This window comes from Microcoleus pseudofavosus SVA1_A4, from assembly GCF_036700565.1.
Classification (GTDB): Bacteria; Cyanobacteriota; Cyanobacteriia; order Cyanobacteriales; family Microcoleaceae; genus Microcoleus.
In genome coordinates, this window is sequence record NZ_JAUBPE010000039.1 from 43,055 (window position 1) to 66,044 (window position 22,990).

A 22,990-nucleotide genomic window follows, 5' to 3' on the forward strand; every position below is an offset into this window, starting at 1 on the left:
AAATTTTGCCGGAGCTGCTTGTAAAGAAAAATTAAAGAAGTCTGGCTGAGCTTGCGGTATATCTTATGCTAAAAAATACAAACAATTGAACCGAGTTGCAAGCAATGACTAAAAGCGAAAGAACAGGCATGATTTCGCGACGCAATTTAATGTTGAGGGCTAGTGCAGGGATGGTGGCGGCAAGCTTTGCACCTGCGCTTTTGCAAGCCCAAGTCGCAAAGGCAGAGGCAATTTCTGACCTTACTCCCGACGGTGCTCTCAAGAAATTGATGGAGGGGAATCAACGCTACCTCGAGCAAAAACGGACATTTCCCGACCAAGCCCGATCGCGAATTGTAGAAGTAGCACAGGGTCAACATCCGTTTGCAACCATCCTGGCTTGTTCTGATTCGCGGGTTGCTCCCGAAATTATTTTCGACCAAGGATTGGGGGATTTATTTGATATCCGAGTAGCTGGAAATTTTCTCGACGATGTGGTGCTCGGGAATATGGAATATGCCGCAGTAGAATTAGGCGTGCCGCTATTAGTAATTCTGGGTCACGAACGCTGCGGTGCTGTTAAAGCAGCTTTAGATGGCAAAGCTGTGCCGGGTCACATTAGCACTTTGGTGGCGGCGATTAAACCCGCAGTTGATACCACAAAAGGTGTCCAAGGCGATGCGTGGGATAACGCAGTCAGAGCTAATGTGAAAATCAATGTAAATAAGTTACAATCCTCGTCGCCTATTTTAGCTGAAGCAGTCAAAGCGGGCAAGCTTAAAGTTGTTGGGGGCCGCTACGATTTGGATAGCGGCAAAGTAGAGATAATTGCTTGATTTTGCTGGTAATTTTCAGAATTTGTAGGGTAGTGCCAAGAGTGCCTACCCTTGGGCATTGAGGGGCAACCATCGGGGATTGCCCCTACAAATTACTAGGTAACGACCAAGTAGATATGCAAGTTTACATCAACCCCATTTCTTGCAGTCCCCGGCGCAGGCGTTCTGCTTCAAAGGGGCGGCGCTGTTCGTGAAGGGCGATCGCTCTTTTGAATTCTGCTAAACTCTCTGGCATTTTGCCAATTTTCAGCAGCGCTACTGCCAAGTTTTGATGAGCTTCGGCGTGTTCTGGATCGATTTTAATCGCTTGTCGGTAATAGGCGATCGCATCTGCTAAATTTCCGGCTGCCTTCAGCGTCAGTCCCAAATTGTAGTGACCTGCTGCAAAATTGGGGTCAATTTTTAAGGCTGCTTTGTAAGCTTTTTCAGCAGATTTCAAATCTCCTTCATCTTTGAACAAATTGCCCAAATTATTGTAAGCGCCTAACTTGAGTGCAGGGAAAACATCTGTATTAATTGCCGCTTGATAGTGTTCTTTGGCTTTGACAAACTGCTGCTGCTGGCGGTAAGCAATTCCCAAATGATAATTGAGTTCGTAAACAATAGAATCATCAATTGCCGCAGCAGTCAAGCCTTTGGTTAATAAATTAATTCCCCGCCCGAGTTCCCCGCTTTCTACGTACAAAGCGCCTAATTTGCTACAAGCATAAGCATCGTTTGGATAATAAGCGATATAGCGTTCCATCGCAGCTTGAGCTTTTTGGAATTTACCTTTGGCGGCGATCGCATCTTTGTGATAACCCGAGTGCAAAATCGCCACATCGGGGAGAGAAGCTATTTTCCATTTTGGTTCCCTGTGCAAAATCTCAGCCACGCTGTCGTCTACCATTGCGTGGTAAGGGCGAGAAAAGCGGATGTCGGGGCGATTGCGAAACAAGCGCGACACTAGGGAATAGGGAGATTGAGAGGCACCGATTTCTTGGCGGATGAGATTGATTAGCAGCAGCCGATCGCTCCCAATAGCCTGCTTAATTTGATGTACAATCTCCGGTACCAACACCTCATCGGCATCCAATACCAAAATCCAGTCGCCCTGGGCGTGCTTCAGACACTCGTTGCGCGCCGCTGCGAAGTCGTCGCACCATTCAAAGTGATAAACCCTCGCCCCGGATTCTCGGGCAATTTCACGGGTGCGATCGCCCGATCCCGTATCCACCACAACTATTTCGTCAACAACACCCTTAACGCTGTCCAAAGTGCGCGACAGTGTTGCCTCTTCATTCTTCACGATCGTGCACAGAGTCAGATTCATCGGGCGCAAACTTTCCTCGTTTCACAGAAATATTGTAATTTTTTTACCAGTAAAACACAAAAAGTCCCAGAAAAGATTCTCCTATTTCCTTTTTGCCTTGAGCATAAGTACCTTTCTTCCCTAGAAAAAGTGGGTTAACTCTTTTGAGGTATTAAAAAGCCTCAAACTCGGACGATTCATCAGAAATCCTACTACTTTCGATTCTTCCCTACGGTAGAGGTAAGGGCCCGATAGGAGTTGTTATTCTAAAAACATAAGACAAGACACCACAAAAGTTAAAGATATCAGGAGAAAGAGAAATGGGAATTATTGCTTGGATCGTTTTAGGACTGATTGCCGGTGCGATCGCCAAAGCCATTTATCCGGGAACTCAAGGCGGCGGTTTTCTGGCCACAACAGTTTTAGGAATTATCGGCGCGCTGGTGGGAGGTTATTTAGGTCAAGTCTTCGTGGGGACGAGCGCGGGAGCTTCCTTCGGAGCATTGACTCTACCCAGCATAGCTTTTGCAGTCATCGGTGCGATCGTGGTACTTTTCATCTGGGGATTGTTAACTCAGCGTGCTGCATAACAAATATTGCCAATTCCCAGCCGATCGACTTTTAGGGTATTCATAAACCCGGTTTCTTGAAGAAACCGGGTTTTTCAGCGATCGGGATCGGCGGTTGAGACTCACATCTTAAAAAATTCTCGCTTAAAAGGCTGGACGGCCTGTTCCACGATAGGACTTGCGGCCAAAAAATAGTCTACTCCGCCCCAAGTAGTGGTAAGGTGCGCGCGGAGCACTTTACAGATAAAGTGTGTGCGTCCAGGACTAACCGAGGAATTCCCAGCAGACAGGGACTGAAGAATAAACTAAAAAGCCCGGATTTGGTATCAATTAATTAATCAATCCGCAAATTGAAAGGCAAGCGAACGTAAACTCCCTGCGGATCGTTCATTGACTTGAGAACAGCCAATTCATCCTGCATTTTCTTAACTTCGGCCGTTAGCGGGTCGAGTTTGGCGGCTGGTTTCAAAACGCGAACGCCTGAAAGTCTTTCCAAAATTCGCTCCTCCAAACTGCGGCGTTTTGGATATTCTTCCAAATGCCAATCCTCGCCCAGTTTAGCTTGCTTCGCCGCCTCTCTGACAGCATCTTCAAGGCCGCCAATTTCATCGACTAAACCCAACTGTTTCGCGGCCGTACCAGACCAAACCCTGCCTTGAGCAATTTCTTGTACCTTGTTTTTCGGCAGTTTGCGGGAGTCGGCGACTTTAGTAATAAATCGATCGTAAATGCGATCGACTATCCTCTGAATATTCGCCAATTCTTGAGGATTTTTCGGGCGGGAAACCGTGTTAGTATCGGCAAAGCGGGCAGTTTTCACCACGTCCCAAGTCAGGCCGTTGTTAGCAGCCAACTTTTCGGCGTTGAACAGCATTCCAAAAACGCCGATAGAACCGGTAATCGTATTCGGTTCGGCAAAAATGCGGCTGGAACCCATCGCAATCCAATAGCCGCCGGATGCTGCTAAATTGCCCATCGAAACGATAACTGGTTTCTTTTTGCCCGTCAGCACCACTTCGCGCCCGATGACTTCGGCCGCCGTCGCGCTGCCTCCGGGACTGTTGACGCGCAAAACCACTGCTTTTACGCCGTCATCTTCCCGGATTTTCCGCAATTCTTCAGCGATGCGATCGCCTCCTACTTGAGTCGGGCCCCCTTCGCCGTCTACAATCTCTCCCTCGGCGTAAAGTACAGCAATCTGATTTTTCTTGTCAGCGCGAGTTGAGTCTTTATCCTCAGCAACTCTCGCGTAGTTTTTCAAACTAATTTGCTTGAAAGATTTGTTTTCGCGATCGGTTCCTGTGAGTTTTTTAAGTTCGCTCGTAATTTCGTCAAAGTATACAACTTTATCAACTAATTTGCTTTTGAGAGCTTCGTCAGCCATCAAAGTTCCGCCATTATCTGCAATCGCTTGCAGTTGCGGAACGGTCACTTTGCGGCTCGGGCCGACAGTTTTCAGGTATTCTCCCCACATATCTCCGAGCAATTTTTGAGTTTGCTGGCGATTTTCGGGACTCATTTTTTTGAGCAAAAACGGTTCGACGGCTGACTTGTATTTGCCGACGCGAGTCACTTGCACTCCCACGCCGTATTTTTCCAAAGCACCGCTCAAAAACATTGCCTGACTGCTAAAACCGTTGAGTTGCAAAGCGCCGTAAGGATTGACAGCAATTGTATTTGCAACTGAACCGAGGTAATAATCTCGCTCGTTCCAGTCCATCTGGTAAGCAAAAATGGGTTTTTTGGCATCTCGGAAACGCTGCAAGGCCGATCGAACTTCTTTGAGATTGGCAAACCCGCTGCTGCTAGAATCCGAGCTACCTTCGAGATAAATGCCAACTATTTTCGGGTCTTTTTTCGCAGATTCGATCGCGTCTAAAACAGTCCGCAGCGTCACTGTATCGCCGGAATCTTCCGAAAGCACTTCTTCAATCGCCGCGCTAGTGCTGCGGCTCGGTTTGCTGTCGGTGATATTTAAAGAAAGGTCTAATACCAATACAGACTTATCTTTAACTTGCGGGCCCGAATCTTTAGACGACGATGCGGCGACAGCAATTAGCAGTACCAGTCCCCCCAATCCGATGCTGCCCAGCAGCAACAATCCTAGGAAGGTTCCCAGCAAACTTGCACAGGTATATTTTAGGAAATCTCTCATTAGATAATTGGTAATTGGACATCGTTAACTTTTGACTGTTGACTGTTGACTGTTAACTGTTAACTGTTAACTGTTGACTAAGCTGTTCGGCATTTAAAAGACGATAGTATGGTGCGTCAGTACAGAAGTGTTTCCCTTGTAAACGTAAGTGTTCTAACTGACGCACCCTACAAGCCTCTGTTAACTGTTAACTGTTAACTGTTGACTAATGCCAACTAACAACTGCCAACTGCCAACTGCCAACTGCCAACTGACTCACTTTTATCTTAACCTTTCCAAAACCCCAGAATGTTTTAACTCGTCCAAGCTAGCGCAGCCCGTACAGAACATCACAGTGGCGATTTCTGCAATTAAGACCTCAGCTAGGAGGGCTGCGGCTGATTCCGATGCGGCGGCAGCTTGTAGAAACGGCCGCGCCAGTCCCGCGATATCCGCACCGAGGGCGAGGGCCTTCGCTGCATCCAACCCATTCTGCAAGCCTCCAGAGGCAATCAGAGGAACATCCGGCGCTGCGGCGCGGGTGCTGACAATGCACTCGGCTGTCGGTATTCCCCAGTCGGCAAAGGTTGCGCCCAACCTGCGCTGCTTGCCATCTTTAGCTCGCTCTCCTTCTATTTTCGCCCAAGAAGTGCCTCCTGCTCCGGCAATGTCGATCGCACTTACTCCAGCCGCGAGCAATTTCTGTGCCATTTTTCCAGAAATACCGTTACCGACTTCTTTAGCAATCACCGGTACTGGTAATTTATCGCACAATTTAGCAATTTTATCTAGCAGTCCTTTAAAATTAGTATCACCTTCCGTTTGAACGCACTCTTGCAGCGGATTGAGGTGCAGAATTAGGGCATCTGCTTCAAGAATATCGATGATTTTTTGGCATTCTTCCAAACCGTAATTGTAGTTTAGTTGAACGGCTCCGATATTAGCAAATAGTAGAATATCGGGAGCGCGGCGGCGCACGGCAAATGTAGGAGCTAGTTGAGGTTTTTCTACAACGATTCGCTGAGAACCGACTCCCATTGCGAGTTTGTATTCTTGAGCGACATCGGCGAGGCGATAATTGATTGTCTGGGCTAATTCTGTGCCGCCGGTCATGGAGGAAATTAGCAGGGGAACGGCTAGTTTTTTGCCGAGGAATGTGGAGGTTAAATCGAGTTCACTGCGATCGAGTTCTGGCAAACAGCAGTGTTCAAAACGGTAGCGTTCGAGGCCGCTGGTAGTTTCGCGAAATTGTACGTCTTCTTCGAGGCAGATCCGCAGGTGGTCTGCTTTGCGGGTTTCGGTTTGCGACGGGGAGGTTAGCGGCAAGTTCACTGTGGCTATTTGGGGAAAGAGTTGTGATTTGGGAATATAGCAATTTTATTTCATTTTTGAATTTTTTAATGAACCGCAGAGAGCGCTGAGGGCGCAGAGGAAAAGAAAAGAGAGATGTTCGCAAATTCTGCAATGGTTGCTGTATTATCCAGGAACGGTCAGGGCCTTTCCATTATCTGAAGGTTTCAACTTCAGCAAAAAAGGAACTGCTTTTTGCACCCATCCTTTGACTGACGTGTAACTTGCCGCATCTTCTCCGAAAGAAATTTCCAGCATATCCGTGTGAATTATCCCCGGATTCAAAGGAACCGCCGCCATACCTGCGGGCAATTCTTGAGCGAGCGATCGCGTAAGTCCTTCTATCGCCCACTTAGAAGCGCAATAGGGCGCGACTTCCGGCGAAGTTGACCTTCCCCAACCAGAACTAAAGTTGACAATTATGCCGCTTTTTCGAGCAATCATTGCCGGGACAAAGTGACGAATTATATTAGCCGTACCTTTAATATTAACATCAATTACCTGCGAAAATTCTTCGTTACTAACATTCCAAAGAGGCGCAAGATGATTAGTTACACCTGCATTGTTAATGAGCAAATCAGGGGGCGAGTAGTTGGCCAGCATTTCTGTTGCCCAAGCTTTTACGCGATCGTCGTTTGCGACATCCAAACAAGTAAAATGGTGCGGCGCACTATATTTTTCTTGGAGTTTTTCCACCGCTTCGGAAGAACGGGCGCATCCCACAACTGTATGTCCCAATTCAATAAACTTTTCAGTCATGGCAAGACCGAGACCGCGACTGACTCCGGTAATTACAATTAATTTTGTCATAGATTTGCTGAATTTTGACCTTAAGTAATACAATACATATTGACTGGTTAATTGACAAATCGATCGCAGGGAGAAAGCATGAAAGTAAAAGCAGCCGTTGCTCGCAGTGCCGGCCAACCTTTGAGCATTGAAACGGTTGATCTAGATGGGTCGAGGGCTGGAGAGGTGCTGGTGGAAATTAAAGCCACGGGTGTTTGTCACACTGATGCTTACACTCTTTCCGGTGCCGATCCTGAAGGTTTGTTTCCGGCTATTTTAGGCCACGAGGGAGCCGGGATTGTGGCAGAAGTGGGGCCGGGAGTCACGAGTGTCAAAGTGGGCGATCGGGTAATTCCTCTCTACATTCCCGAATGTCGCAACTGCGAATATTGTTTGAGCCAAAAAACCAATCTCTGTCAAGCAATTCGCGTGACTCAAGGCAAGGGAGTGATGCCCGACGGCACGAGTAGGTTTTCCCTAGACGGGCAAAAACTTTACCATTACATGGGAACTTCTACCTTTGCTAATTATACAGTATTGCCGGAAATTGCAGTAGCAAAAATTCGCGAAGATGCTCCTTTTGATAAAGTTTGTTTGATCGGCTGCGGCGTCACAACTGGCATCGGCGCTGTCATTAATACTGCAAAAGTAGAACCCGGTTCTAATGTGGTAGTTTTCGGTTTGGGCGGCGTGGGTTTGAATGTAATTCAAGCGGCTCGCATGGTGGGAGCTAACATGATTGTCGGGGTAGACTTGAATCCCGACAAGCGAGAGATGGCGGAAAAATTCGGCATGACTCACTTTGTCAATCCCCGCGAAGTCGAAGGCGATTTAGTGCCTTATTTAGTAGATTTAACCAAAGGCGGAGCAGATTACAGTTTTGAATGTATCGGCAACATTAATGTGATGCGTCAAGCTTTGGAATGCTGCCACAAAGGTTGGGGCGTGAGCGTAATTGTCGGGGTAGCGGGAGCAGGTCAAGAAATTAGCACCCGCCCGTTTCAGCTAGTAACTGGCAGGGTTTGGAAAGGCACGGCTTTTGGGGGGGCAAAAGGCCGAACTGATGTTCCTAAGATTGTTGATTGGTACATGGACGGTAAAATTGATATTGACAGTCTGGTATCTCGGGTAATGCCGATCGACAAAATCAATGAAGCCTTTGATTTAATGCACAAAGGCGAAGTAATTCGCACAGTTTTGACTTTTTGAGTTTGTGAAGGTGAAGGAAGAGGTTCGGCAACGGATTTTGTAACGGATGTAACGGATAGAACGGAGATATTGCACCATTCTCAATAAGCTTTTTATGAACAGGCAAGATGCCTGTTCCACAAGAAAATTCACTCTTTGTGGAACAGGCATCTTGCCTGTTCTTGAGAATGGTGCAAGATGTGAGATAGAACAAAGCTTAATTCCCAATTCCCAATTCCCAATTCCTAATTATGCTCTCTGAATCCCTAAAACTGCACAAAGAATATAAAAGTTTCGGCGGCAAACTCGGCTTTTACAGCCATCAATCCTCCGCTTGCAACAGCGAGATGAAATTCGCGGTTTATCAGCCGCCGCAAGCTTTATCTCAACCCGTACCCGTCCTATATTTCCTATCAGGTTTAACCTGCACGGAAGAAAACTTTATGGCAAAAGCGGGGGCGCAACAATTTGCGGCAAAATACGGCTTAATGCTGGTTGCGCCCGACACAAGCCCGCGCAATACTGGTATTCCTGGCGAAGATGACGATTGGGATTTAGGAAGTGGTGCGGGTTTTTATGTTGATGCGACAGCCGCACCTTGGAATTCTCACTATCGAATGTACAGTTATGTGGTTGATGAATTGCCGAATTTAATCGCCGAAAATTTTCCGGCGATACCGGAAAAACAGGGAATTTTCGGTCATTCGATGGGCGGACACGGGGCTTTAATTTGCGCTTTGAAAAATGGCGATCGCTATCTTTCAGTTTCCGCTTTTGCGCCTATTTCCGCGCCAATGCGCTGCCCTTGGGGACAAAAAGCTTTTGCAAACTACCTCGGCGGCGACAAAGAGATTTGGAGGGCTTGGGATGCTAGTGAATTGGTTGTTGCAGCGCAATACAATCGTCCGATTTTGATTGACTGCGGCACTGCTGATTTGTTTCTTGCTGACGGGCAGTTGTTGCCGGAAGTGTTCGCGGAAGCTTGTGCAAAAGCGGGACAGCCGCTAATTTTAAGGATGCAGGAAGGTTACGATCACAGCTATTATTTTATTGCGAGTTTTATGGAGGAGCACATTCGGCATCACGCGGCTGTTTTGTGTGAGTGAACTTTAGTTTGTAGTAAGGACTTTAGTCCTTAAACCTAATTTCATTGTGCAGCGCACTCCAGGGGACTAAAAGCATATCAGCTATTTGCGATTGTCCTCTAGCCCTGTAGATATCCATAGCTTTCTCAAAATCTTCAATTCCCCCCTGTAAATCTCCTGTTCCACTTCGAGCAGTAGCACGAATCATGTAAGCTTCTACAAAGTCAGGATTGAGATTTATTGCTTGAGTAAAAGCTGCAACTGCTTCCTCGTAAAGCCCCCTGCGACCGAGGTCGAATCCTTGTTCGTAAAATTCTTGAGCTTCCATCGCATTTCTTAATTATCGATCTAGTTAATTATGGAGCGTCGATATAGAAGTTTTCAAGCCGATGAAATACAGCAGACGGGTGTAAGGACACAGCAGTCCAGTTGATGGTTTATAGTGAGGAATTTAGTCCTTACAAGAAGGACTGAACTCCTCACTACAAACGGTTAATTTAGGTTGATGGGAAATACCCAGTCTTGGTAGTTACTATCGCGATTTTCGATGATTCCCGTGAGTTTGTGCAAGAGTTTTTCGGTGAGGGGTCGGTTTTTGGGCAATTGATAGTTTTCCACTCGATTAATTGGCGTAATTTTGGCTGCGGTTCCGCAGAGGAAAATCTCGTCTGCAATCAACAATTCTGATTTATCAACTGGTCTTTCTATGACTTCAATTCCTAAGTCTCGGGCGATTGTGATTACGCTGTCTCTGGTAATTCCTTCGAGAATATCTTGCTCGAAACCGGGAGTAACTAATTTACCGTTTCTGGCGACAAATATGTTCATTCCTGAAGCTTCGCTGACTTTTCCTTGAGAATTCATCATAATTGCTTCGTCGAAGCCGGATTCTACTGCTTCTGTTTTGGCTAATGCTGAGGTGATGTAAGCACCGCTAATTTTACCTCTTAAAGGCAAACTGCGGTCTTCTTGGCGGTACCAAGAGCTAATTCTACAGTTGACTCCTTCTTTGGGCAAATAGTCTGAAAGTTCTAATCCGTAGACAAAAAAGTCGGTTTCTACGTTGTGCAGTCTGGGGGCAATTCCCAAACTGGAGGTGTAGATAAAAGGGCGGATATAAAATGATTTTGTTGGCTGGTTTTTCTGGACAAAATCAAGGATTATTTGTTGGATTTTGCTGGCAGGCAAATCGCAGTGGAGGAAGCTGGCACTTTGACTTAATCTTTGACAGTGGCGGTCTAATCTAAATAGCAATATTCGATCGGCATTTTGGGGGTCTGGAATTCCCCGCAACCCGCCTAAAACTCCGGTTCCGTAGTGCAGTGCGTGGGTGGCTATGGAAATTTTGGCGTCGCTAAATGGGAGAAATTGGTTTTGAAAGTAGGCAATTGGTAGAAAACTATCCATGATTCAAGCTGGCGATGAGTTTGGCAGTCCGCGAGGAATGGTGAATTTGGTTATATTACCATAAGTTATACCATTTTAGATTTGAGATTTAAAATGACTGATTTCATAAGGGTTTGAAGCTTGCCTACAGTTGAATTCTTTTTTGACACTGGGATTATTCTTTTGTTGTTATATCAATTTATAAAATAATATCAAGAGCGGTCTGTTTGGTTGATAATTGTTTTGGGAAAGAGTGCTAACGACTACAAACAAAAATCAACCAAGGGGCAACTATGGCGCGTAAATGTTTCATCATTGAAATGGGGATGGGTATAGACCAGCACGGGCAGGAACCGACTGTAGCCTGTGCTAGGGCTGTGCGGAATGCGATCGCCCACAATGCTCTCCTAGGCGTATGGGAAGTGGCGGGTTTGAGCGACCCCAATCAGATGATTGTTGAGGTAAAGGTGGCTGTTCCTTACCCGGAACAAGTGCGGCCCGATGAGGTGTTGGCGGTGCTGCCTTTTGGGAGCAAAACTCTGATTGTCGAGCAAGGGGGCATGATTGTGGCAGGAAGGGCGATCGCCTCTCTGAATGATAAAAATGATGAAATGCTAATCGCTGTGGCGGCTGTGACTGTTTTTGTGGACACTCAGGATTAACTAATTGTTTGTTGTTTGAATAAATCGCCCGATCGCACGCAAGCTTGTTTCCGCGATCGGGCGATCGAACGATCGTGGTAGGGTGCGTCTGATGGTTCTCATGCAATACGGGAGAAAATGTGAGGTTCTGACGCACCCGAGAATATTTTTAAGTTTTAATTGATAATTTTTAATTTCTCAGGCGTCCGGGTATGTAAGCAATCCAGCAAAACCCTACGATTAAGAACAGCCACGTCACTGTAATGTTGCTACCCAACAAACGGCGCAGAAAATCTTCCATTGTCCTCAAAAATTATAGCATTTAGAAAAATTTATTGCTGTTCCCTGTCCCAGCAGCAAAGGTAGAGTCCGATCGGGTTTGAAGCGATCGGACTCTACCTAATATTACTGTTGGGTGGTATCTGCCAACATTTGGTTAACCATTTGCAAGTGCGCCTGAAGGTTCGGCAAAGTCTGGGCGGCCCAAGCCTTCAACTCGGGCTCTTGTCCCTGTTGAGATTGAGCCTGAAACAGAGCAATAGCCTGATTGTGGCTGTCGATCATGGCCTGCTTGTAAGCTGCGTCAAAACTTGTACCCGATAGCCGGGAAAGTCGATCGCTCAAAGCTTTGTTCTGGCTGCTCATTTCGGTTGGAACTTCTTGGCCCTTTTGCATTGCTAACTGCATCAGTTCTTGATTTTTCTGCGTGTGTTCGTCAACCATTTGTTGCCCGTACTGCTTGACACTAGCGCTAGAACCGCGCTGCACGGCTAACCTGCCGAGCTGCACTTCCAGCATACCAGTTTGAGCGGCTTGCATGACAAAGTTTTTGTCTCTGCTGCTGAGAGAATTAGGAGAATTTTCGCCTCTGGGAGAGTTGGGAGAACGGCCGGGATTGTTATTGTTGCTGGGGCTATTAGGAGTGTCGGAAGAACTGCCGGGATTGTTATTGTTGTTGGGGCTATTGGGAGTGTTGGGAGAACGGCCGGGATTGTTATTGTTGTTGGGATCGATAATAGGAGAGTCAGAAGGACTAAGATTGTTGGAATCGTTTTGAGCAAGCTCAAAAACCCGATCGCCCGACAGGTTGAAGCCGTGACTCTGGCGGTTTAATTCTGCGAATCCCGGCACAGCTATCGAGGAACTAACGCCGGCAATTCCGGCAACTGTTACCAATTTTTGGAACAAACTTTTGCGATTGAGTGAAGTCATGAATTTCTAAGCCTCTAAGTTTTCAAAAGTACGCGCGAAGCTATCCCTACGGGAATCGCCCGAAACTAGCGATGGGACGCTGTACCGCTTTTCCGAAACAAGTTGAGCAAACCAAACGCGCCCAGGGCACCCAGCCACCCCAAATTGTTGTGGCGATCGCGCCGAGCACTCAAAACTCCAGAATTCGTGTCAGTCGGCGCCGATGTCGTACCGTCTGTCGTACCAGTTGTACCGCTTGTACCGGTGCCTGTCGTACCAGTTGTACCGCTTGTACCGGTGCCTGTCGTACCAGTTGTACCGCTTGTACCGGTGCCACTCGTACCGCTTGTACCGCTTGTACCGGTGCCTGTCGTACCGGTTGTACCGCTTGTACCGGTGCCTGTCGTACCGGTTGTACCGCTTGTACCGCTTGTACCGGTTGTACCGCTTGTACCAGTGCCTGTCGTACCGCTTGTACCGCTTGTACCGCTTGTACCGGTGCCTGTCGTACCGCTTGTACCGCTTGTACCGGTGCCTGTCGTACCGGTTGTACCGCTTGTACCGCTTGTACCCGTACCGCTTGTACCGCTTGTACCGCTTGTACCCGTACCGCTTGTACCGGTGCCACTCGTACCGCTTGTACCGGTGCCACTCGTACCGCTTGTACCGGTGCCACTCGTACCGCTTGTACCGCTTGTACCGGTGCCACTCGTACCGCTTGTACCGCTTGTACCGGTGCCACTCGTACCGCTTGTACCAGTTGTATCGGTTGTGCCAGTACCGCTTGTACCAGTCGTACCGCTTGTACCAGTCGTACCGCTTGTACCAGTCGTACCGCTTGTACCAGTCGTACCGCTTGTACCGCTTGTGCCCGTTGTACCAGTCGTACCGCTTGTGCCAGTTGTACCAGTCGTACCGCTTGTGCCACTGCCTCCAGCACCGCCTCCAGCACCGCCTCCAGCACCGCCTCCAGCACCGCCGCCTGACTGGGCAGAAGCAGGCACTGCTAAGGAAACCGTTGCTAAACTTAAAGTACAAGCACCTGCTAAAACAATTTTCAACAATTTAGAAGATTTCATGGTTATGCTTGCTTTTACCTGGTATAGTGCTGCATCGCTTCTGCTTTCAAAACCGCAGGGTCAAATTGACAGCGTAGCGTGCAACTTTTCTAACATTCGCTGCGGGATAATGAAGGTAAGGGAGCAAATTTAGTCCCGTTCCCTCGATTATTTTGCAATTGGGAAATTACACCGTAGCGTTAACAGTTTATAAGCTATTACTTATCGTTCAAGTTCGCCATTCATCTTGAGGAATATTTGGCAAAATGGCGTTTTATTTCAGGTGGTGGATGATATTTGATTCGGGGGCCGACTAGCTAAATTAAAACTTACGCATGGGGATAGAAACCCGGTCGATGTGAAATATTTTGGGTTAACGTTTCGCTCGCTTAGCTCCGCCAGATGAGCTAGTTTAAGATTTTTTTGAGCGCTATTTTTCCTTAAGTTGCTGCTGGCAATTTTGGCTTTGGCAGAATACTGCTCAAACTTTCCCAGGAAACTACACGATCTCAAAGAGCTCTTTGCGACCGCTTAGAGTCGCCAGAACGCTTGTTACCTGATAGCATCAAGGGTTGTGACTGGGCTTTGACTTGCGCCGCCGCCTTCCTAGGAAGGCGAACTGAGGGCGATCCGAGCCGAGCCCGCGCGACATTTACATTAACCAGCGACGGCGGATGAGAAGAATTGCTTGTGAGTGCGATCGGGCAAACCCTGATATAGTAAAGCCAAAGGTATGCCAGAGAGCGGTTGTTCTTTAACACATTTCCCAAGCGGACATCAACTATGCTGCATCGAATTCTTGCCCGAAGTCGCTATCTAATGTTAATCGCTGTATTCGGTTGTTTTGCAGCCTCTGTGACGCTTTTGATCTACGGTGCCCTGGAAACCCTCATTACCATCGGCAACACAACTACAGCACCGGTTTCCAGCGAAAACTCGAAACAACTGATTCTGTCTTTCATCGAAGTTGTAGATTTGTTTCTCCTCGCCACAGTATTTTACATTACTGCACTCGGACTTTACGAGCTGTTTATTGACGAGCGCATCAAAGTACCACACTGGCTGGAGATTCACACCATCGACGACCTGAAAACCAAACTCACCAGCGTGATTGTAGTAGTGTTGAGTGTATTGTTTCTCTCTGAGGTAGTTCGGTGGAACGGCGGGACAAACATCCTTCCCTTTGGAGGGGGTATCGCTTTAGTAATCGCTGCGCTGACGTATTTTCTAAGTTCCCAGGTGAAAAAGCCGAAGTCAGATTAGTGGCTGTTTGAGCAGGGAAATTAGCCAAATCCGGCTGAACCAGCAACGGCAACCTGCATTATTTATTTACAATAAATTTAATATTACATCTGTCTTCGGACTGATAAAAATGCGGTCTAAAACTTGCTTTTAGAGAGAGGAAGAGAGTTGCGTTTAGTCTATAAGCTTGAATTTATGTTTAATAATTGGAGGCCATTATGCCAGAACAACAATTTGACACCTTACCTTCAGAAGCACAAGAACTGCCCGAGGGAGCGCAGCATATTTTTCAGGCTGCTTTTAAGAGCGCTAGCGAAGATGGAATGAGCGAAGATGGTGCTGCGAGCGTGGCTTGGAACAGCGTAAAATCAGAATATGTTCAAGGCGAAGGTGGCACGTGGCATCACAAGGGCGACGATACTAACCAAACCCGCAAATCAGTACAGTCTGGTGGCAATTAGTCATCACCCATCAGTCATATAGTGTCCGCTAAAATAACCCCTATCCGGTTTGTAGTGAGGTTGTTATAGCGGACATAATATCATCAGTCATTAGCAAGGTACTGATGACTGATGACTTGTGGGTAATGATTTATGTTGAGCGCTGTCGGCTTCGGTGCTGTGCCCGATCAAAATGCTGCTGTTGAGGAGTTAATTCAGGGTAGTTAACAGGAAAAACCAACCGCCAGTATAAGGCAAAATTCAAATCCCCGACAGATGAAAGAAACTTGCCGCTAAAAGCGCGATCGCACTGCGAATCCAGTTCCAAAATACCCAATTCCCCTCAGTCCCAACCACAGGGAACAGAGATTCGCCAACACTTTTTCCCCACCTAAAAAAATGCCCAAATCGGTCAGCAGCAATCCTAATAACATTAGTATTACCCAACCGTAAAGCACCCAAGTCAGGGAGCATCCCAATTTGGTAAAAAGCGTTTTTTAGGAGTGCGAGCGTCTCGCTCGCGGTAGGGATCGCGAGCGAGACGCTCGCACTCAATACGATCCAAATATATTATTCTAATGCAACCGTCCACGATCTGAAAGCAAAAATGGGATGCTCCCCCAAGTCAGGCGTTCTATTTTGACCCAAGAGTATGTCATGCTTACTATTTCTGCTGTACCTACAAGGCCGATGGCTGACCACAAAGCTGCTTGCAAGATCCAACTCACAGGAAAAAAATTGTGCTGTGCCGAATATGGGTATTAACAGTAAGCTCCACAGCAGGCAAGCTCGATTCAGACAAGTATAAAATTTTGAATAAAATCGATCTTTGCCAAGGGGAAACTGAACCTGCAAAAGCCCTTCTCAACTCCTGAACCTCGATGTTAAGCTGTTTTCGACGCAGAGGCGGAACTGAATAATTAAAAAAGGTCATATCTGACACTATTAAAATTTACAATTAGTTGGTTAGGTAATATCTCAACAGCAATCGCTCTAATTGCAATCTGTCAATCGGATTAATCTCGTTAATTTTATGAGAGCTCGGCAGTAATAGTTCTTCGATCGCAGCAGGTAAAACAGGAAGAGATAGATATCACAAGTTAATAAAATAGCTCTTGCGACAGATGGCTGCAATATTAGTTATTCGATAAGTTAAAAACAGTCAACTTTGTTACAGAATTTATGCTCACTTCATCCCATCCCCTGAAACAGGTATTCCACTGCCCGGAAGAATCGGATTTTTACGCGCATTGCTTGGAAAGTTTAGTGTTAAATGCCAGCGACAATTCTCGACTTATCGTAGAGTTTGGTTCAGGAGAGGGAAGTCCAGTTATTAAGTCTTTGCTGAGGACTGATTTTGATGGGACTGTACAGGGATTTGAGCTAAATAAAGTAGCTTGGAAAATTGCTCAGTCTCAAATTAAGGAATACGAACTGAGCGAACAATACATTGTCAACAATTGCTCTTTTTTTGATTCGCCTTTATACGAGTCGGCGGATTGTGTAATCTCAAATCCGCCTTACTTGCCGGCGGTGGATGATAAGATTTACCAGCCGCTGTTGCACGGCGGGACTGATGGTTCTACAATAGCTAAGAAACTTTTATCTTTGGGCTGCGACGAAGTTTTGCTAATGGTTTCTAGCTATTCTAATCCTGTGGGTTTGATCGATTATGCCTTGGATCGAGGCTACTCTGTTGCGAATTTTGAGATTGCACCTTTAACTTTTGGCTATTATAGTTCGGAACCCAAGGTGAAAAGCGCGATCGCCAGTCTCCGAGAACAGGGAATGGCTTTTTATTCGGAAAATATCTATCTGCTGGCTGGAGTTTTGTTTAAGAAGCAGCAAAAGTCGCAAAGAGATTTGTCGATCGAGCTAATTCAGTTAATGACAGCATTTTAAAATACATCGCTGGTAGGGTGCATCTGAGATGTTGCACCATTGTCAGCAACAGGCAAGATGCCTGTGAAGCGAGAAATACACTCTTTGTGGAACAGGCCGGAAAGCCTGTTCCTAAAAGGCTGATTGAAAACGCTGCAAGATATAGGGTGCATCAGTCTTTGATGCACCCTATACAGCCGTTAATTCCGTTCTGCCGCTTGGATCGATCGCACTACAGCAGCCGCAGCCCGATCGCCGATCGACTTCTCCTGATCGTACCCCAACACCAGCTCCCACGCCTCCTGCGGGTATCTATCAACCAGCGGCATCGCCACTTCATCCAACATCCAGCGGCCGTGACGCTCGTCTTCTTTGATGTGCAGTTCCCAATAACCCATCGCAGCCTGTGACAGGCCCAGACGCTGCGCTGCGGCTAGATAATTGCGGTAAGCCACGGGCCCCGCAACCTCAAAATAAGTGAGTCCGCCGTTGTAGCGCAGAAAATGGCGCTTGCGTTCCGTCAGCAGAAAGTTGTGATTGATGCCGGCGAGCACTTCCCAAGGGACTAAATCGAAGTACGCTTCTGGTTCCGTACTCATATCGAATTCAGCCAGCATTTGAGCAAAAAAGGTCGAGTGCTTGCGGGGAAGGCGACCGCCGCCGTATTCTTCGATCAGCACCCGCGTCAGGGTACACTGAATTTCGTTGCCGGCACCGCCGAGGATGCGAGAAAGGCGGCTGGCTTCAACTAAACCGTCGAAAGAGGCGATCGCCAGCAGGTGTCTGTATCCCCCTTCAGTCATCTGTTCCCGCTGGTAGCGATCGAGCTCAGTTAGCGGAGGATCGACATCGGCGGCCGCGCGATCGCGCAGCGCTTGCTTGACATCCGGCAATTTTTGCAGCGCTGCAACGTCGATTTGCGCGATTTCCCACTGCTGCCAAGGTTCCTCGATGCGATCGCGCACCGAACGCAAATAGTGAGATCGCTCGTTGTTGTAGCGGCGCAAATCGTCGTACCAAAACAAGTTGAGGCGGTTGATACGGTAAAGCACGCGCTGCAAGAAGCGGTGAGCCGCCTCATCGCCGTTCGGTTCCTGATAAGCCGATCGAAGGGCCACTGCGATCGCGCTTTCAAAATCGCTGACAAGTAACGGTTTTGCCGCCACAGTCTTGTCTAAATCCTCGACCTCTAGCAAATTGACAAATTGCCGATCGGCTGCTTCGTAATTTGGGGGTGCCGGTTGCTTTTTGGGAAGACTCGGCGAGTCTATTTTGGGGAGTAAATCTGCCGTGTTTTGCATGGAATCAACTTATTATGACTTTGATTATTGTGCTGCCTGCCCAAACAGCCAACCGTTGCAGATTGCTGAGGATTCTGGCTAATTAATTTCAATATAGCGAATCAGTCAGCGGCATACACCCTTCCATTGATAGAGATTTGACCGCTACCGTCTCATACCCTTTCAACTTGTGAGTAAAGGTAACAACGTTTATGGAAAATGGTATTAACTTATATCAGGCTTCCTTCTCAATCGCCTGTTTAGCAACGGGCTCTCCGGCCCGTTCCACAAAAACTCCATTTTCTTGTGGAACGGGCCGGAGAGCCCGTTCTTGAGACTGGTACAACCTAAGACTATCAACCTAGGCGATCGCGAAAATACTCCTCATACAAAGTGCATCTCGCACTGCAATAATTGCCCTCCTGTTTCACCAACCCCATACTGTTTAATTTAAACGCCAACTCTAGCCTCAATCTGACTGGCTTTTGCACACTCGAAACCTCTCTCATCGCCTCGATTAATTCTGGATATTTTTCTAAATTCCACAAATGCCTGCGCAAATGGTCGCTGTAAATTCCTGCCTCCGTTGTCGCCGATTTCAGCAAGTGATTTAAAGTCACATCTTGACGGGCAATGCGATACATCGCCAGTCGCACTAAATAGGGATGTCCTCCCACTAGCGCCATCATTTCTGCAACTTCTGTAGCGCTCCAATTGATTCCGTGTCGCGCTGCTAAGTCTTGCACTTGCTGCGAATTAAACTCCAGCAATTCAATCGGTAAACCCACATTAAACGGCGATTTATTCACATCCAGCGGGATATAAACTTCCGTCGAATGCACCACAATCAAACGAAACTTTTTCCAAATATCTCGCCGTTTTGCTTCTTCGTGTAAAGCTCGCAATAACCCAAAAAAGTCGTCGGCAATTTCCGGCGATTCAAACAGGCGATCGCTCTCATCCAAGCCTAACGTCAGAGGTTTTGAAGATTCAGACAGCAAATACTGTTCAAAATAAGCCTTGCAACACTGATTGCTGCCAATCAAATCCGCTAATTCCCAACACTTCGGCAACTGCTCCAGCATTCCTAACTCTTGACCGATGCTAGCACAAAACCACTGCAAAAATGTATCTGAATTAGTGAATATTCTCCTATTTGCTAGCTGAAAACTCAGCGCTACCGTGCGAGAACCTTGCACTTCTGCATGATGCAAAATCCTCGCCATCAAAGAAGTTTTGCCCATTTGTCTGGGTGCTTTTATGCGGATCAGTGCTCCCGGTTGGGCGATCGTCTCGTAACAGCGTGATTCGATCGGAGGGCGATCGATATAAAAACGAGAAGCTATTTCAACTTGCCCTCCCGGCAATTCTGGCGGCGCGGCTGGCAGGGGTTGAATTATCGACTGTTTTGTGCTACTAATTGCGTTCCATTGTACAGCTAATTCATGGTCGGCAGTTAACGATGTGCGACCTTCTTTGATGATATTTAAAATTTCTGATAATAACTTTGATGAGTCGCCAGTACCGCGCCAAAGCCAGGGCTGAACTCCTGCTAAATAGCTGAGTAAATCAAAGGAAAGCGGTGTATTTAATTCAACGCAAATCGGTAAAATTGCGGGTTTAGGACCACTTAATTTGTGCAATTCTTTGGCTAGCTGCACTTGTTCCAATATCATTTCGCTAGCGGCAGATTCTTCGGAAATCAGCAACAGCAAATAATCGCAACGCTTTAAATATGAACCTGAGTCGCTGCTGTTGTTAATAAAAAAGACTTCGTGGCTTCCCGCACTCAAAGCTTGGTGTAACTGCTGGGAAAGCGTATTGTGTGAGGTCGATCGGGCGTTGGCGTTAGCGAAGCGATCCGAAGGAAAGCCCTCGAAGAGGATCGCCACTTTTGCCCTCACAAGCAGTACCTCCTCTGGCTCTGAATTCGCCTCAAAATCCGCTATATCGCGCCATTCCTGCCCTAATCCGCGACAAATTTCGATGAAATTGGCATAATCCACAGGTTTGCCATTCAGAAAATGGCTGACAGTAGATTGGGCCATCCCTAAATCCTCAGCCAGAATTTTCTGACTGGGGAAGCCATTTCTTAGGAGACAGGATTTAACTGCGCGAATGCACTCTTCGCGCACCCTTAGCGATCGTGGCATTGCTTATAACGATCGAGACACTGAAACCATCATAAATGCCAACCGCCCTTAAAGTCGATGAAAAGTCGATGAAAAGTCGATGATTTTTCAAATAACTCAGTCGCCAACTCAAATAGCCACCTGATTAGATTAGAAATAACAAGGTTGAATCCCATCGCAACGAGGTAAAAGCATTGTGTATTCTATCCTAATTTGGTCGCTGGCGTCAGCCACTAATCAACCAGGTTTCGCCTTCACCCCCCCGATGTTGTGGTTGCTGATCGGAGTTGTGCTTAGTGCGATCGAGCTATTAATCATCAAAACTCAGCCCCAAAAATACAGGTTTTACCTGCTAATGATAGGAGCTTCGGCTTTAATTGAATCATTTATTTTGTGGAGAGGATCGGTAGCATTTCAGTTTAGTTGGGCGAACATCATGTATGAAGATTTTGACTGGCAAATCTTCTACTGGATGGGGATAGCCCTCGCGCTGAGTATCTGGATTCGACCGATTTTCATTGTTCGGAAAAAGTTTGTGATTCCCGAAGCAACCGAAGCGACAACTATCTCCGAAATTTTCCCCGGAGAAACCGGAATGGTGATTTATGAAGGGGCTTCGTGGAAAGCTCGCAATGAAGATTCCCAAGGGGCGATCGCACCCAGACAAAAAGTTTACGTTTTGCGCCGCGAAGGAAACACGCTGATTGTTGTACCTGACAGATTAATTCACATCAACGGCTAAACCTGAGTTCTTTTATGACTAGGCGATTGAAATCGCTTCTTGCCAAACAAAGTCCCTCTCTAAGAGACTAAGAAATCACTATCAACTGTCAACTATCAACTGTCCACTGTCAACTGTCAACTATTTACCAGGAGATTCATTATGTATCAGTATTTTTTGATGGTGTTGTTTGCAATCACCGGAGTATCCTTAGCCAACAGCGTCAAAATCGTCCGTCAAGGAGATGAGGCTTTAGTTGAAATTTTCGGAAAGTACGATCGCAAGAAACTCGAACCTGGTTTGACATTTTTGATTCCCTTTGTCGAAACAGTCGCCTATAAACAAACTCTGCGCGAGCAAATTTTAAGACTGCCACCGCAAGAATGCACGACGCGCGATCGCCTTGCCATTACCGTTGAATTTATTGTTTACTGGCGAATAATTGACTTAGAAAAAGCTTCCTACAAGGTGCAGAATCTCAAGGAAGCGATGTTAAATATGCTGATTCTTTCAATTCGGACTCACATTGCGACATTATCTCTGGAGGAACTTTACACGGCTCGCAATGAAATCAATAATGCTTTAGTGGAGGAGTTGGATACAACCACCGATCCTTGGGGTGTGAAGTTTACGAGAGTGGAATTGCGCGATTTTGCGATCGGCAGTAAAATGATTCAGCCAACATCCTTTGAGCGGAAAGAGGTACAAAAGGCGCGAGCTTAAAGCGGGGCTGCAATCGAGGGCGATCGCGCAACGGGAAAGGGGCGATCGCCTATGCTAATTCTCTGAGAGCAACACCCATTCATTTTTTGATAACCTTGAGAAAATACAACAATGAATAATCAAGAATCTGGTTGCATCACTTCTTGCATCAAGTTGCTGATTGCACTCGGTATCGTGTCTCTTATAGTGTTGCTTCTGGAGCTTCCCAGTACGCTCTCCTTTTTTAATTCTCGTAAGAAAGTAGAAGCCGAAGCAGAAGCAAAGCAGTATCTTTATTCAATGAACAAAGCTCAGCAAGCATATTATGCAAAAAATAGTGTTTTCAGCAATTCAAGTGCCGATTTGGAAATTGACCTTAAATCTGAAACTACAAATAACTATAGATATTCAATCAGTGTTACCAAGGAAGCTGTTTTTAATGATGCATTCCCTAAAAATAACGCTTTTAAAAGCTATACTGGTGGAGTCTTTCGGGTATCATATCAAAATTTAGATACCAAGGCTCCTGCTAATGAAAAGAGCAGTATAACTATCATCTGTGAAGCTGAAAAACGAGGGATTATTAAACCGCAGTTACCCAAGCTAGAAAAAGGCTACCCTGTCTGCGCTAAGGGAACAAAGGAAGTCACGAAATAGGGACTTTGACCGGGAAACTTGGGTAAAAATACAAACAATGAGGATAGAATACCATGAGTCAAGAAAATTCTAATTCAGATAGAAATTCACCTATTTATGCTGGTTGTGGATGTTTAATGCTTTTGATGTTTCTTGGACCAATAATGGCTGCTTTCGTTTTTCCATCATTCTTGAATAGCGCCTCTAAAGCAAAGCAAGCGGAAGCAAAAGTGTATGTTAGCTCAATGAACAAAGCTCAGCAAGCGGACTTTTTAGACAGAGGTAGTTTTTCCAATTCAGTTGAAGCACTGGGGATTGGCATTAAAACTGAAACAACAAACTACAAATATTCAATTCGCGCCACTAACCAAGCAGTATTTAATTACAATAGTTCGGACAGTTTTTAAGCAGCCAGAGTACCATAAGACAAGACTGAAGGAAGGTTAGGGTGATTTAAAA

General features: G+C 46.5%; 23 protein-coding genes. 12 read left to right on the top strand and 11 right to left on the bottom strand.

Annotated features, from left to right (window positions below; genetic code table 11):
* Positions 1-104 precede the first annotated feature (104 nt).
* Positions 105-815, top strand: coding sequence for a carbonic anhydrase (locus tag QUA02_RS17990; RefSeq protein WP_333029590.1), 711 nt, complete (start codon positions 105-107; stop codon positions 813-815).
* Positions 816-939: 124 nt separating this feature from the next.
* Here QUA02_RS17990 and QUA02_RS17995 read toward each other — a convergent pair whose 3' ends face one another.
* Positions 940-2,127 carry a glycosyltransferase family 2 protein gene (locus tag QUA02_RS17995; RefSeq protein WP_333029591.1) on the bottom strand — a complete coding sequence of 396 codons (1,188 nt, stop codon included), beginning with the start codon at positions 2,125-2,127 and terminating at the stop codon, positions 940-942.
* A gap of 299 nt (positions 2,128-2,426) precedes the next feature.
* Between QUA02_RS17995 and QUA02_RS18000 the strand changes: the two genes are divergently transcribed.
* Positions 2,427-2,696, top strand: a complete 270-nt coding sequence (locus QUA02_RS18000; RefSeq protein ID WP_293149310.1) for a GlsB/YeaQ/YmgE family stress response membrane protein — start codon at positions 2,427-2,429, stop codon at positions 2,694-2,696.
* 313 nt (positions 2,697-3,009) lie between these two features.
* Here the strand turns inward: QUA02_RS18000 and sppA are convergent, their stop codons facing one another.
* The 3 genes from sppA to QUA02_RS18015 all read right to left on the bottom strand — a co-directional run bounded on the left by sppA (position 3,010) and on the right by QUA02_RS18015 (position 6,969).
* Positions 3,010-4,830 (bottom strand): signal peptide peptidase SppA, encoded by a 1,821-nt coding sequence (sppA, locus tag QUA02_RS18005; protein ID WP_333029592.1) that lies wholly within the window; start codon positions 4,828-4,830, stop codon positions 3,010-3,012.
* A gap of 261 nt (positions 4,831-5,091) precedes the next feature.
* Positions 5,092-6,141 (bottom strand): type 2 isopentenyl-diphosphate Delta-isomerase, encoded by a 1,050-nt coding sequence (gene fni, locus QUA02_RS18010; protein WP_333029594.1) that lies wholly within the window; start codon positions 6,139-6,141, stop codon positions 5,092-5,094.
* 144 nt (positions 6,142-6,285) lie between these two features.
* Positions 6,286-6,969: an SDR family oxidoreductase gene (locus QUA02_RS18015; RefSeq protein WP_333029595.1), complete on the bottom strand. Its 684-nt coding sequence runs from the start codon at positions 6,967-6,969 to the stop codon at positions 6,286-6,288.
* Positions 6,970-7,047: 78 nt separating this feature from the next.
* Here QUA02_RS18015 and QUA02_RS18020 point away from each other — a divergent pair, with 78 nt between their 5' ends.
* Together QUA02_RS18020 and fghA are read left to right on the top strand one after the other, a co-directional pair.
* The gene (locus tag QUA02_RS18020) at positions 7,048-8,157 is read left to right on the top strand and encodes an S-(hydroxymethyl)glutathione dehydrogenase/class III alcohol dehydrogenase (protein WP_333029597.1); all 1,110 of its coding nucleotides are present in this window, start codon (positions 7,048-7,050) and stop codon (positions 8,155-8,157) included.
* 230 nt (positions 8,158-8,387) lie between these two features.
* Positions 8,388-9,242 (top strand): S-formylglutathione hydrolase, encoded by an 855-nt coding sequence (gene fghA, locus QUA02_RS18025; RefSeq protein WP_333029599.1) that lies wholly within the window; start codon positions 8,388-8,390, stop codon positions 9,240-9,242.
* Positions 9,243-9,264: 22 nt separating this feature from the next.
* Here the strand turns inward: fghA and QUA02_RS18030 are convergent, their stop codons facing one another.
* Both QUA02_RS18030 and QUA02_RS18035 read right to left on the bottom strand, forming a co-directional pair.
* Complete coding sequence (locus QUA02_RS18030; RefSeq protein WP_333029601.1) at positions 9,265-9,549, bottom strand: tetratricopeptide repeat protein; 285 nt, start codon at positions 9,547-9,549, stop codon at positions 9,265-9,267.
* 164 nt (positions 9,550-9,713) lie between these two features.
* Entirely contained in the window at positions 9,714-10,628 is a 915-nt protein-coding gene (locus QUA02_RS18035) for a branched-chain amino acid transaminase (RefSeq protein ID WP_333029602.1), read from the bottom strand.
* Positions 10,629-10,900: 272 nt separating this feature from the next.
* Here QUA02_RS18035 and QUA02_RS18040 point away from each other — a divergent pair, with 272 nt between their 5' ends.
* Entirely contained in the window at positions 10,901-11,269 is a 369-nt protein-coding gene (locus QUA02_RS18040) for a Lin0512 family protein (protein WP_333029603.1), read from the top strand.
* A gap of 384 nt (positions 11,270-11,653) precedes the next feature.
* Here the strand turns inward: QUA02_RS18040 and QUA02_RS18045 are convergent, their stop codons facing one another.
* Positions 11,654-12,460 carry a DUF4142 domain-containing protein gene (locus QUA02_RS18045; protein WP_333029605.1) on the bottom strand — a complete coding sequence of 269 codons (807 nt, stop codon included), beginning with the start codon at positions 12,458-12,460 and terminating at the stop codon, positions 11,654-11,656.
* Between the two features lie 65 nt (positions 12,461-12,525).
* Positions 12,526-13,518, bottom strand: a complete 993-nt coding sequence (locus tag QUA02_RS18050) for a hypothetical protein (RefSeq protein ID WP_333029606.1) — start codon at positions 13,516-13,518, stop codon at positions 12,526-12,528.
* Positions 13,519-14,280: 762 nt separating this feature from the next.
* Between QUA02_RS18050 and QUA02_RS18055 the strand changes: the two genes are divergently transcribed.
* Both QUA02_RS18055 and QUA02_RS18060 read left to right on the top strand, forming a co-directional pair.
* Complete coding sequence (locus tag QUA02_RS18055; RefSeq protein WP_333029607.1) at positions 14,281-14,760, top strand: YqhA family protein; 480 nt, start codon at positions 14,281-14,283, stop codon at positions 14,758-14,760.
* Between the two features lie 197 nt (positions 14,761-14,957).
* The gene (locus tag QUA02_RS18060; protein ID WP_333029609.1) at positions 14,958-15,200 is read left to right on the top strand and encodes a ChaB family protein; all 243 of its coding nucleotides are present in this window, start codon (positions 14,958-14,960) and stop codon (positions 15,198-15,200) included.
* A gap of 272 nt (positions 15,201-15,472) precedes the next feature.
* On the opposite strand, the gene QUA02_RS18065 is transcribed toward QUA02_RS18060, so the two are convergent.
* Positions 15,473-15,613, bottom strand: a complete 141-nt coding sequence (locus QUA02_RS18065) for a hypothetical protein (protein ID WP_333029611.1) — start codon at positions 15,611-15,613, stop codon at positions 15,473-15,475.
* 748 nt (positions 15,614-16,361) lie between these two features.
* On the opposite strand from QUA02_RS18065, the gene QUA02_RS18070 reads away from it, so the two are divergent.
* Positions 16,362-17,081 (top strand): class I SAM-dependent methyltransferase, encoded by a 720-nt coding sequence (locus QUA02_RS18070; protein WP_333029613.1) that lies wholly within the window; start codon positions 16,362-16,364, stop codon positions 17,079-17,081.
* Between the two features lie 179 nt (positions 17,082-17,260).
* Here QUA02_RS18070 and QUA02_RS18075 read toward each other — a convergent pair whose 3' ends face one another.
* Both QUA02_RS18075 and QUA02_RS18080 read right to left on the bottom strand, forming a co-directional pair.
* Positions 17,261-18,361 (bottom strand): iron-containing redox enzyme family protein, encoded by a 1,101-nt coding sequence (locus tag QUA02_RS18075; RefSeq protein ID WP_333029615.1) that lies wholly within the window; start codon positions 18,359-18,361, stop codon positions 17,261-17,263.
* Between the two features lie 335 nt (positions 18,362-18,696).
* On the bottom strand, positions 18,697-20,493 hold the full coding sequence (locus QUA02_RS18080; protein ID WP_333029618.1) for an AAA-like domain-containing protein: 1,797 nt from the start codon (positions 20,491-20,493) through the stop codon (positions 18,697-18,699).
* A gap of 175 nt (positions 20,494-20,668) precedes the next feature.
* Between QUA02_RS18080 and QUA02_RS18085 the strand changes: the two genes are divergently transcribed.
* The 4 genes from QUA02_RS18085 to QUA02_RS18100 all read left to right on the top strand — a co-directional run bounded on the left by QUA02_RS18085 (position 20,669) and on the right by QUA02_RS18100 (position 22,938).
* Positions 20,669-21,214 carry an NfeD family protein gene (locus QUA02_RS18085; RefSeq protein ID WP_333029619.1) on the top strand — a complete coding sequence of 182 codons (546 nt, stop codon included), beginning with the start codon at positions 20,669-20,671 and terminating at the stop codon, positions 21,212-21,214.
* Positions 21,215-21,355: 141 nt separating this feature from the next.
* A complete protein-coding gene (locus QUA02_RS18090) occupies positions 21,356-21,916 on the top strand; it encodes an SPFH domain-containing protein (protein WP_333029620.1) in 561 nt (186 codons plus the stop codon).
* 111 nt (positions 21,917-22,027) lie between these two features.
* Entirely contained in the window at positions 22,028-22,552 is a 525-nt protein-coding gene (locus QUA02_RS18095) for a type IV pilin-like G/H family protein (RefSeq protein ID WP_333029621.1), read from the top strand.
* Between the two features lie 53 nt (positions 22,553-22,605).
* Positions 22,606-22,938 carry a type IV pilin-like G/H family protein gene (locus QUA02_RS18100; RefSeq protein WP_333029622.1) on the top strand — a complete coding sequence of 111 codons (333 nt, stop codon included), beginning with the start codon at positions 22,606-22,608 and terminating at the stop codon, positions 22,936-22,938.
* The last annotated feature ends 52 nt before the right edge of the window (positions 22,939-22,990 follow it).

Excerpts from the sequence above, each read along its gene's own strand:
- QUA02_RS18065 (WP_333029611.1), bottom strand. The coding sequence starts at position 15,613 with ATGTTATTAGGATTGCTGCTGACCGATTTGGGCATTTTTTTAGGTGGG.
- fghA (WP_333029599.1), top strand. The coding sequence starts at position 8,388 with ATGCTCTCTGAATCCCTAAAACTGCACAAAGAATATAAAAGTTTCGGC.
- QUA02_RS18070 (WP_333029613.1), top strand. The coding sequence starts at position 16,362 with ATGCTCACTTCATCCCATCCCCTGAAACAGGTATTCCACTGCCCGGAA.
- QUA02_RS17990 (WP_333029590.1), top strand. The coding sequence starts at position 105 with ATGACTAAAAGCGAAAGAACAGGCATGATTTCGCGACGCAATTTAATG.
- QUA02_RS18040 (WP_333029603.1), top strand. The coding sequence starts at position 10,901 with ATGGCGCGTAAATGTTTCATCATTGAAATGGGGATGGGTATAGACCAG.
- QUA02_RS18080 (WP_333029618.1), bottom strand. The coding sequence starts at position 20,493 with ATGCCACGATCGCTAAGGGTGCGCGAAGAGTGCATTCGCGCAGTTAAA.
- QUA02_RS18000 (WP_293149310.1), top strand. The coding sequence starts at position 2,427 with ATGGGAATTATTGCTTGGATCGTTTTAGGACTGATTGCCGGTGCGATC.
- QUA02_RS18090 (WP_333029620.1), top strand. The coding sequence starts at position 21,356 with ATGTATCAGTATTTTTTGATGGTGTTGTTTGCAATCACCGGAGTATCC.
- QUA02_RS18035 (WP_333029602.1), bottom strand. The coding sequence starts at position 10,628 with ATGGATAGTTTTCTACCAATTGCCTACTTTCAAAACCAATTTCTCCCA.
- QUA02_RS18060 (WP_333029609.1), top strand. The coding sequence starts at position 14,958 with ATGCCAGAACAACAATTTGACACCTTACCTTCAGAAGCACAAGAACTG.
- sppA (WP_333029592.1), bottom strand. The coding sequence starts at position 4,830 with ATGAGAGATTTCCTAAAATATACCTGTGCAAGTTTGCTGGGAACCTTC.
- QUA02_RS18050 (WP_333029606.1), bottom strand. The coding sequence starts at position 13,518 with ATGAAATCTTCTAAATTGTTGAAAATTGTTTTAGCAGGTGCTTGTACT.
- QUA02_RS18055 (WP_333029607.1), top strand. The coding sequence starts at position 14,281 with ATGCTGCATCGAATTCTTGCCCGAAGTCGCTATCTAATGTTAATCGCT.
- QUA02_RS17995 (WP_333029591.1), bottom strand. The coding sequence starts at position 2,127 with ATGAATCTGACTCTGTGCACGATCGTGAAGAATGAAGAGGCAACACTG.
- QUA02_RS18045 (WP_333029605.1), bottom strand. The coding sequence starts at position 12,460 with ATGACTTCACTCAATCGCAAAAGTTTGTTCCAAAAATTGGTAACAGTT.
- QUA02_RS18100 (WP_333029622.1), top strand. The coding sequence starts at position 22,606 with ATGAGTCAAGAAAATTCTAATTCAGATAGAAATTCACCTATTTATGCT.
- QUA02_RS18030 (WP_333029601.1), bottom strand. The coding sequence starts at position 9,549 with ATGGAAGCTCAAGAATTTTACGAACAAGGATTCGACCTCGGTCGCAGG.
- QUA02_RS18095 (WP_333029621.1), top strand. The coding sequence starts at position 22,028 with ATGAATAATCAAGAATCTGGTTGCATCACTTCTTGCATCAAGTTGCTG.
- QUA02_RS18020 (WP_333029597.1), top strand. The coding sequence starts at position 7,048 with ATGAAAGTAAAAGCAGCCGTTGCTCGCAGTGCCGGCCAACCTTTGAGC.
- QUA02_RS18075 (WP_333029615.1), bottom strand. The coding sequence starts at position 18,361 with ATGCAAAACACGGCAGATTTACTCCCCAAAATAGACTCGCCGAGTCTT.
- QUA02_RS18015 (WP_333029595.1), bottom strand. The coding sequence starts at position 6,969 with ATGACAAAATTAATTGTAATTACCGGAGTCAGTCGCGGTCTCGGTCTT.